Here is a 10,079-nt window from a genome sequence, read left to right on the forward strand (position 1 = left end):
AAAAGTAAAGGTGTCTAAAAGCCTTACTTCATTGTCAAGGGTAAGAAGATTGATATAAAACCAATTAATCTCCTTCACTTAGAGAAAAACTTCCATCCCCCTTAAAGGAAGTTAGAGTGATAGTGACTTGCCATATTCCTGGAGAGCCAGAGGCAGTTACACCGGAGAAAGAATCCGGTTCAGTCCCACCTCTAAGGGACCTATTTAATACTACTTTTCCATTTGAATCCTTAACCTCCATGTTGAATGTTCCAGAACTTGTGGAGGTAATGTCGGCATTGTAATCGGCAGTTCTTAAATTGTTTCTCCATAAAAAAGTTTTACTGCCACTGCCTCCATTACCTGTAAAGTCCCCATCCACGTCTCCATTAAAATCATCTCCATCTTCGAAAAGCACCTGTCCATTAATTGAAATCCTAATATCCATGGATGAATCCTCTTCTGAGGTACATCCAACCAATGATATTGCCAAAAGAAGAGTGACTATTTTCAAATATTTCATAGGAATAAAGAGCTTAATTTTGGACAATGATACATATATTCTATCACAAAAAGAAAGCCAATCTTTTTATAGACTGGCTTTCTTTAATCAAGTAGTAGTTCAATTACTTAGCATTGAATGTAATATTTGCTAAAATAAATGTTCCAATTTCAGCTCCACCTTGAGGCTCACTGACAATGTAGAGTTTACGTTTCTTTCCATCTGTTTGGCCCGTGACAGGAATAGTTACCTGATCATAGATTACTGGCATTCCAGGCGCCTTTTGTTGATTTTTCTGAACAAATGTACCTTTAGCCAAAACTTCTCCAGTTGGGCTATCTAATCTGATTTCGAAATCTACTGCCGTTGTCAAAGGCTCTACAGAAGCGGTAGTCAATGTCACAGATCCAACTCCCGTCATGTCTGTGGCAGGCAGTGAGAAATGACCTTTTTGACTTGGCACCATCATGAGATTATTTCCGTCAAAAGACATGGCCGTATAGGCTTCCATATCTCCGGATCTTCCTAAATCAATGGTGTTGGCAGTCAAAACTATCGAGCTGCTTCCTGACAAGGGTTTGATGTTTTCTCCACCTGCGTCAGTGTAGGATGCATTGATTATTAAGGCTCCTTTTGGTGAAGGGGTTTTGCCTAATGTTGGATCTAAACTGCCTTTAGAAGCTAAGCTCGGTTTTTGTTCACCTTTTAGAGAAAGTATAAAGGTAACCAAAGCTTTCAAATCTGATTCTTTCAAATCTGGGTTGGCTGGCATTACTGTTTCGCCCCAGACTCCTCCGCCACCATTTTTGATTTTATTCATCAAATAGGCAGCATCTCTATTTCTATACTTTTTGGCTACTTCTGTATAGGCAGGTCCCACTGAAGCCTCGTTTTCTTTGTGGCAGGTTTTACAGGTAAGCGATTGCACCAGAGCTTTTCCAGTCATAGCTTCGCTCATTACTTTGTGGCCCATGTCAGCCTCTGCTTGATCCAACCCTTCGATGTAATCAGCAGCTACATACAAATTGCTCAAATCATTGGAAGCTTCAGGATGATTCTGGTCAATTACCGTGATTTGGTAGTTTACTTTTCTTCCAGGGAAATAGAAGGATTGATTACCCTCTACTTTTATACTCACTTCAGGAGCTACATTTCCCACATATACATTTGCTTTAGGCCCTTTTCCTTCCATCCCTGCCGGATCAGAAGCGATGACCGTCACTTCATACTCACCAACTGAATCAAAAGTGGTGGTAAGTTTAGGTTCTGTGGTTTTTTCTGTTTTTCCATTTCCCAAGTCCCAAACATAGGTGATTGGGTCTTTTTCAGGATCTGATGCTTGGGCAGTAAAGGTAACAGACAATGGTGCCAATCCGGAGGACTTATCTGCAGTTACAGATTCAACTGCAGGAGGTCTATTTCCTCCGTTAAAATCTATTCTTGAAAGTCCAGCGTCAGGATTTTTGCTAAACCAGCCATTTCCATATTCCAAAATATAAATTTTGCCATCTGGCCCCATTTCCATATCTATCAAGGAGTTGAATTTGGTATTGGGCATGAAAGGCTCCATTTTGGAGAAGTCACCGTTTTCTTCCATAGTGACTACTTTAACCCAACCTCTAATCCAATCATAAATGAAGAGTTTGCCGTCGAAATAATCAGGCATTTTGCCTTCACTTTGATACAAATCGGAATAATAAACTGGTCCTGCCATCGCATTTCTACCTCCTGTTCCTACTTGTGGGAAGTCAGGTGATGCTGCATATGGATACCAAATGAATGCCGCTTGGGTGGCAGGTAATTCTTTGAGACCGGTATTATGAGGTGAATTATTGACTGGCTTTGCAGGATCAAACTTCAATCCGGATTTTCCAGCGGCATAATCATACTCAAAATAGGTGTAATTATTTCCAATAGCATAAGGCCATCCGAAATTACCGGCTGTTCTTGCTTGATTGACTTCGTCATAGCCTCTCGGGCCTTTGGTGTCTAATGAATCATTGCTGGCATCTGGACCTACTTCACCCCAGTATAGAAAACCTGTTTTTTGATCAACGGCAATTCTATAAGGGTTTCTATTTCCTTGAACGTATATCTCAGGTCTGGTATTAGCAGTGCCTTCAGGATAAAGATTGCCTGCAGGGATAGTGTAAGATCCATCATCCTGAACCTTGATTCTAAGTATTTTTCCTCTTAGGTCGTTGGAGTTTCCGGAGCTTCTTCTGGCATCCCATTGCTTTCTTCCCTCTCTTCCGTCCAAAGGAGCAAAGCCACTCAGGACATATTGGGAATCATTTTGGTTGAATGGGGTAGAGTTGTCACCAGTCGATAAATAAAGATTTCCATCCTTATCAAATGCGATGGAACCACCAGTATGACAACAAATATTTCTATCTGAAGCGACGTCTAAAATTACTTTTTCTGAACTCATATCCCAAACACCGTCTTTGAAGACAAATCGGGAAAGTCTGTTTATTTCCGCATCACCTGCTGGAGAATAGTAAACAAAGACAAAATTATTGGAAGCATAGTTGGGATCTTTCTGGATTCCCATCAATCCCTCTTCAGCATTTACGCCGGGCACTTCAGATTTCCAGTAAACATTCAGTTTGGCGACCTCTTCTAACTTCTCAGTTTCATTATTAAAATAAAGAATTTCACCTCTTCTTTGAGCCACCAAAATATCCAGGTTGGGTAAAATGGTCATTTCTGTTGGCTCGGTAAACTCACCCATGGAAAGGTAAGTCTTGGTAAAGCGATTTTCCTCAGGAGCTCGCTTGCTTGTGGCTGCGGTATAATCCAATTCCAGATTTTCTCCTATTGCATATTGAATCCCTGCCAATAAGTGCTTGAGAAAGTCTTCTTCCTGATAAGACTCCTTGGTATGGCCACCACCGGTATAAAATGCTCTTCCTCCATCAAAGTCATGATACCATGCAATTGGGTGCTCTCCCATATCCAGTCCTCCTTGGTAAGAAGATTCATCAAGCATCAAAAGTTTTTTGGTATCGGGATTTACCTTTTTATAGCTGTACCATTCGTCTGTTCTTTCCCATGATTCAGGAAGAAAATTGACGGAAGGGTGTTTTTCAGCAGTTCGTGTTACGATTCCCTTCTGAACATTTGGATGAGGGTCATTGATGCCTGGGTGATCTGCGAAATATCCTCCGACCAATTTCCCGTACCAGCCCCATTCGTATTCCGTGTCAGCCGCTGCGTGAATTCCCACGTAGCCACCTCCTGATTGAATATATCTTTCGAAATCAGCTTCCTGATAGTGATCCAAGACATCTCCGGTAGTGCTAAGCCAGATTACCGCAGCATATTTGGCCAAGTTTTCCTCATTGATGTCTTCTGCATTTTGGGTTTGATCCACATCAAAGCCATTTTCGGCTCCCAACTTCTGAATTGCTGCTATTCCATCTGGGATAGATTCATGAACAAATCCAGCTGTTTTGCTGAAAATAAGGACTTTGGGGTTTCCTTCTCTTTTGTTTTTACAGGCAGAAAATGCCAGCATTACTACCAAAAAAAGGAGAAATAGGTTTTTAAGGGTTTTTGAGAAATTCATTACTGTATAATTTTAAGCAAAATAGGGAATTCTAAAATTCCGCCTGCTAAGTAATTGAATTTCGGTGATTTTCGAAGATGAATAGCTCTATTTTTTCAAATTGAGACAATAAAAAATTAAAATCTGAAAAGCATATGTTTATCAGATTAGTAAGAAAGTCTTTTATGAGGCTTAAGCTTGTCTATTGGATGACTTCCTTGGTACCAAGGTGGTTTCTAAAACAATGGAAATTGGATCGTCGGAAGCTAGGCCATCCAACTGATCTAAAAGATGGCTTACTGCCAATTTTCCCATCTCATAGCCGGGTTGAGATACTGTAGTCAAAGGCGGTTCTACTACCGCCGATGTGGGGTTGTTGGTAAATCCTGCAAGGGCGATTTCCTCTGGAACTTTAAGTCCAATAGATTTCCAGTAGGTCAAGACATCTACTGCAACCGGATCTATCATACAAAAAACTGCATCAGGACGAGATTTCATCGCTGCAATTTCTTTGGCTACTTCTATATTTCCCTCTAAGGTCAAATCGGTAACTTTAATAAAGTCAGAGTTTTCCTTAATTCCGTACTCATTTAGGGCTTTTAGATAGCCTTCTTTTCTCTTTTTAGAAATGTATAGGTCTTCAGGTCCGGAAACGAATACAATATTTCTACATCCCATTTCCAAAAGGTGATGAGTCACCTGATACGCGCCGCCTGCATCATTAAAAGTCACTTTGGACACAGGGATGTCCTCCTGAACGCGATCAAAAAGGACAAAAGGGATTTCTCGGCTATAAAGCTCGTAGAGATGCTCATAATGATTGGTTTCTCTACTCAAAGAGATCAAAAGTGCATCTACCTGGGAGGCAACTAAGGTTCTGATGTTTGCGATTTCTTGATCAATGGATTCATTGGACTGGCAAATCATCACATTATAACCTCTTTTATTGGCGTGATCTTGAATACCGCTGATACAGGATGCAAAAAAGTGTGAGGTGATTTCAGGTACAATCACACCAAGGGTTTTGGTTCGGCTGATTCTAAGACTCTGTGCCAGAAGATTTGGTTGATAGTTCATTTCCTTGGCCATCTCCACAATCTTCCGCTTGGTTTCTGGGTGTAACTCAGGAGAATCTTTCAATGCACGAGAAATGGTGGAAACGGATACCCCCAGTTTCTTCGCAATTTCCTTCATGGTAACCTGATGCCCTTTTTTCATGTGTTTAAAATCGTTTCTCAGAAGTCACATGGAATCTCGCATAAATTAAAATCGTCCGGGTATGTGTCGGATCCGATATGCTCGATTTCATCTGTCTCTAAATTGTCTATTTCAGTTTCAGCAAAACTTAATTTCCAAATTTATAATTGCAATCGTCAACAATTGTTTGAATTGCAATAAAATCAGTTGAAAATTTTATTCCTGATAAACTGTAAATAAAACAGTTTCTCCGACAGCTTGCAAGGATCTTGCATCAATCAGTTCCATATTATCCTGATGAGTATGGTGATATAGGCCAAAACCGTAGTCTGGAGAGAACTCAATGATGTCAATCATCGGAATTCCAGCATCCTCATTCACAAATACATGGTCGTCCAAGATCTCTGGGGCATTTCTGTTGACAAAAAAGGCTGAATGTCCAATTTTAGCGGCATTGTCCCAGACTTTCTTTAAAATCCCTGAGGCATATTGTCTTGAGTATCCTTCTTTAAAAAATCTGGCACCCTTGGCACCAACCAAGTCCACTAAAATGCCATAATAAGCGGTGTAGTTTTCCTGATGCTTGTTTTTTGACCAATACTGCGAGCCTAAACACCACCAAATCTGTGAATTATTTCTCGCTCTGGAAGTTTCAGGCTCCCCATCATCTTCTCCGTCAAACAGGATGATATCTATTCCTACATCTGGTTTTAACCCCTGAGCTTGAATTACCCGGGCAATTTCCAATAAAACTCCAACTCCTGAACCTCCATCGTTGGCTCCATCAATTGGTTCATCTATCCTGTCAGTATCTTTATCAGCGATTCTTCGGGTATCCCAATGGGCAGCAAGCAAAATTCTCTTTTCTGCTTCTGGTTTGAAAGAAGCGATGATATTGGTGAGGTTCCAATTGAGACCATCATAAGTTTTTGCCTGAAAATCCTGAGTTTGCACAGACCAGCCCCAATTTTCAAACTGGGAGATCAACCACTTTTTGGTGTTTTCATGCGGTTCAGTTCCCGGTACTCTCGGCCCAAAATCCACTTGTTTTTGCACAAAGGCAAAAGCAGAATCTGCATTGAAGCTTGGATAAGGCTTTACAGGTTCCTCGCTGGTATTGGATTGTTGAGTACTTTTTTCTCCTGAGCAAGCTCCAAAAAGAATTAATAGTAAGAGAATCCAGATTTTATTCTTCATATGCCCAGTCAATTTTGTCTTTCATATCTTTTACTACAAATCCCATGGACTTCAAGCCTGCCCTGATTTCATCCACCTTGGCATAATCTCTAGCTTTCTTAGCTTCTCCGTACAATTGCAGCAATAAGTCAAGCATATTTTCCTGAACATCGCTTTTTTCTTCAACCAAGCCTAATATTTCAGTCACAAAAGTGATGAAGGTATCTTTTAACTGATCAAATACCTCTTTCCCTAAGGAGGCGGATTTCAGCTGGCCTGTAAAGATGGAGTTGATCTTTTTAAGCAAATTAAATAAATGTCCAATCGCCTGAGCAGTATTGAAATCATCGTCCATGGCCCTGTAGGCATTGGAGATACTGGACTCAATCTGCTTGATTTGATTCTCATCCAGAGCAATACCTTCCTCGGATTGATATTCTAAATTTCTGGCAATTCTCAAGCCATTGATAATCTTCTTATAGCCTTTTTGAGCTGCTTGAAGAGCTTCATTGGAGAAATCCAAGGTAGATCGGTAGTGGGCAGTCAATATAAAGTAGCGAATGGTCATTGGGCTGTATGCCTGTTCCAATAAGTCATGCTTCCCGGTGAATAATTCCTGAAGGGTAATGAAATTCCCCAAGGATTTACCCATTTTCTGCCCATTGATGGTAATCATGTTATTATGCATCCAGTAACGGGCCGGATCTCTGTGATTGCAGGCATTTCCCTGTGCTATTTCACATTCGTGATGAGGAAACATCAAGTCCATGCCGCCTCCATGAATATCAAATTGACTTCCCAGATATTTGGAGCTCATCGCTGTACACTCTAAATGCCAGCCCGGAAAGCCCATTCCCCATGGAGACTCCCACTTCATCAGATGCTCAGGTGCAGCGTTCTTCCATAATGCAAAATCTACCGCATTTCGTTTCTCACCCTGTCCATCCAAATCCCTACTTCCGCTCATTAACTCTTCCAGCACTCTTCCGGAAAGCTTCCCGTACTTATAGGTCTTATTGTATTTCAATACATCGAAATAAACAGAGCCATTCACCTCATAGGCCAAACCTTCTTTAAGAATAGCCTCAACCAAAGCGATCTGTTCTGGAATATGGCCTGTAGCACGAGGTTCAATGTTGGGTTTCAGAGTATTCAACAAAGCCATATCTCTATGATAAGTATCCGTGTATTGCTGGGCTACTTCCATAGGTTCCAACTGCTCCAGTTTGGCTTTTTTGGCAATTTTATCTTCTCCTTCATCCGCATCGCCTTGCAAGTGCCCTACATCGGTGATGTTTCTGACATAGCGAACTTTATATCCTAAGTGAGTCAAATATCTATTGACTGTGTCAAAGGTGATTGCAGGCCGGCCATGACCCAAGTGTGCATCCCCATATACGGTCGGACCACAAACATACATTCCCACAAATGGAGGATTGATCGGTTGGAATTCTTCTTTATCCCTGGAAAGGGTATTGTAGAGTTTGAGTTGGTGCGATTTCATAAGTCTTCAAAAGTACGAATAACGGATGACGAAATACGATGAGAGGGTGGTGTGTTTTCAACGGTCTCGCAAAATAGGAATTTTGGAAGTGGAAATGAAAACTATGATTGATCCAAGATTAAGTATCTGGCCTGTCTAATTATCATAAAAGTGTAAGGTCTATTCATATATTTTTCCCTGAAAATTGGTTTTTTCAGTTTTTTTTTTTTTTTTTTTGATAAGTTTTAACAATTACTATAAATATTATGAACAAAATAATCCGAGTTATTGCGTCAATTTTTATCATTGGTTTTGGCATTTTATCAATTTCAGATTCACAAAGTCAGAGCATTGCAGGAGCTACGTGTAATGATAGTTGTGAATCGGCAGATAACAATGATTGTTGGGTCACTGGTGGTTTAGATGAAAATGGAAATTCGATAACAGTAATATGTCATGACATGAGAAAATATTATTGATCAATTCAATATTTAATTTATTTCAGATTAGGTAACACCTTATTTAGAAATATAACCTTACGTTTTTAAAACATTCTTCAGAAATGTTCAAATTAAGCCAATTTAATTCTTGGAAAACTTGCTCTGAAGGTAATAAAAAATATAATTTTCTGATGATCCGCAATCATGCCAGTTGCCTTATTTCCTTTGCTTGACTGATTGGATACCTCAACCTCGCTCAGCACAGGCTGCCGATGATCGAAGACCGAAGTTTCCGTCTTCTGATCTTTTCATCAGACAATAATCAGTATTTATTTCAATAATGGTAAGAAGGTGGATATTCATAAAATTTAATAAGAAATGGTGTTTTTTCAATCTCTGAACATAAATATTCTGATCTTATAAAATATGGACATTGGTTATTTGAAGAAAATTTTTTGTAAATAATAATTTTATGAAAGACGTTAAGATATTTTTCCTTTACTTTTCTTTTGTTACTCTTTTGACGAGTTTAATTTTTTCTTGCGATGAAACTAGATATCGTCAATTAGACATCACAACTTCTGTTGTGGAAAGAAAGGATTTTAGTAAGTCTATTGAACTAATTGGAATTAGTCAAAAAATTGATTCAGCTTTTCTTCCTGCGTCGATTTTAATCCATGACAACTATTTGATTCTTACAGATAAGGCTGGAAGTAAATCTATCCATATTTATGAAATCGAAAGGAGTAAATTATTATATAAAGGTGGATATATTGGTAAAGGTGTAGGCCCAGAAGAGCTTATTCTTCCCTGGAAAATATTTAACGCGAATGATCGAAGTATAGGAGTTTATGATCCTGAATTGAAAAAAATCTTAAAAATCGATATAGATTCTTTGGTACGTTTTAAAAATGGAATTACATCCTTATCATTTGATCCAATCACTTATGGTGTTTCTATTTATGGGTCTGATTTGGTCTATTTCAACCCCATAGATCCGACTGCTCGACTGTTCAGAAGTACAATTGGCAAAACAGAAACCATAAAGTATGGAAAGCTTTCTACTCCGGGAAAGTCTTGGGGTAAGCTTGATAGTGACTTTGAGACAAATTATAAATTCCATTATGCACGTTTAGAATCCTTCAGTGATGTGTTTTTAGTTTCCTATTACAGAATTCCTTTTTTTGAAATCTATGATTTAAGAAAAGGAACAAGAATTTCATTGGAGATATTTGACGACCTGCCTCCTATTGAGCGTTTCAATAGGGGAACTTATATTTCATCCTCACAAGTCACGGAAAATTTCATTTATATTCTTTATATGAATGGACTGACTGATGCTAAACCAAGAAATAATGAAATTTTTGTGTTCGATCACAAGGGTAACCCTGTCAACAAGTTGGTCTTAGATCAAGACATTTTTGAGTTTCGAGTTTTCGAAGAAAAGGAACTTTTTGTCCTAGCTTCTGAAATTAACGGGAGGGATTTTGATTTGATTCGATATAAATTAGAGTAGAGAAATTTTTAAAGAGTTCATTTAAATAAATTCTTCGTATTTCTTTCTAAGAAAATTAGCTATCAAAATTTAAATTTATAACTCTTAGTTTAAGAGGTGTGAAAATGGGCAATTTTAGCTTAGGTAACAGTTTGCACCCATTACCTACGAATAATGTCCTAAAGATTTCATATTTATTCAAAGTATGAAAATGGGAATAGCGGTTTTTTATTCGCCGTGTTCAATTCATAAATGCA

Annotated in this window: 6 protein-coding genes; 1 reads left to right on the forward strand and 5 read right to left on the reverse strand. The window is 38.9% G+C overall.

Going from position 1 to position 10,079, the window contains the following annotated elements; translation table 11 throughout:
* Positions 1-64: 64 nt before the first annotated feature.
* The 5 genes from B2906_RS00630 to cysS form a co-directional block, all read right to left on the reverse strand.
* Positions 65-502, reverse strand: coding sequence for a hypothetical protein (locus tag B2906_RS00630; protein ID WP_286935237.1), 438 nt, complete (start codon positions 500-502; stop codon positions 65-67).
* Positions 503-605: 103 nt separating this feature from the next.
* The gene (locus B2906_RS00635) at positions 606-4,052 is read right to left on the reverse strand and encodes a ThuA domain-containing protein (RefSeq protein WP_286935238.1); all 3,447 of its coding nucleotides are present in this window, start codon (positions 4,050-4,052) and stop codon (positions 606-608) included.
* Between the two features lie 171 nt (positions 4,053-4,223).
* A complete protein-coding gene (locus tag B2906_RS00640; RefSeq protein ID WP_144606591.1) occupies positions 4,224-5,249 on the reverse strand; it encodes a LacI family DNA-binding transcriptional regulator in 1,026 nt (341 codons plus the stop codon).
* Between the two features lie 195 nt (positions 5,250-5,444).
* Positions 5,445-6,425, reverse strand: coding sequence for a M28 family peptidase (locus B2906_RS00645; RefSeq protein ID WP_219956725.1), 981 nt, complete (start codon positions 6,423-6,425; stop codon positions 5,445-5,447).
* A complete protein-coding gene (gene cysS / locus B2906_RS00650) occupies positions 6,415-7,908 on the reverse strand; it encodes a cysteine--tRNA ligase (protein WP_286935239.1) in 1,494 nt (497 codons plus the stop codon). The genes B2906_RS00645 and cysS overlap by 11 nt, the downstream gene beginning before the upstream one ends.
* 891 nt (positions 7,909-8,799) lie before the next feature.
* On the opposite strand from cysS, the gene B2906_RS00655 reads away from it, so the two are divergent.
* Entirely contained in the window at positions 8,800-9,843 is a 1,044-nt protein-coding gene (locus B2906_RS00655; RefSeq protein WP_286935240.1) for a BF3164 family lipoprotein, read from the forward strand.
* The last annotated feature ends 236 nt before the right edge of the window (positions 9,844-10,079 follow it).

The sequence above is a fragment of the Algoriphagus sp. UBA3586 genome, assembly GCF_002376385.1.
GTDB classification, from domain to species: domain Bacteria; phylum Bacteroidota; class Bacteroidia; order Cytophagales; family Cyclobacteriaceae; genus Algoriphagus; species Algoriphagus ornithinivorans.

Excerpts from the sequence above, each read along its gene's own strand:
- B2906_RS00640 (WP_144606591.1), bottom strand. The coding sequence starts at position 5,249 with ATGAAAAAAGGGCATCAGGTTACCATGAAGGAAATTGCGAAGAAACTG.
- B2906_RS00655 (WP_286935240.1), top strand. The coding sequence starts at position 8,800 with ATGAAAGACGTTAAGATATTTTTCCTTTACTTTTCTTTTGTTACTCTT.
- B2906_RS00635 (WP_286935238.1), bottom strand. The coding sequence starts at position 4,052 with ATGAATTTCTCAAAAACCCTTAAAAACCTATTTCTCCTTTTTTTGGTA.
- cysS (WP_286935239.1), bottom strand. The coding sequence starts at position 7,908 with ATGAAATCGCACCAACTCAAACTCTACAATACCCTTTCCAGGGATAAA.
- B2906_RS00645 (WP_219956725.1), bottom strand. The coding sequence starts at position 6,425 with ATGAAGAATAAAATCTGGATTCTCTTACTATTAATTCTTTTTGGAGCT.
- B2906_RS00630 (WP_286935237.1), bottom strand. The coding sequence starts at position 502 with ATGAAATATTTGAAAATAGTCACTCTTCTTTTGGCAATATCATTGGTT.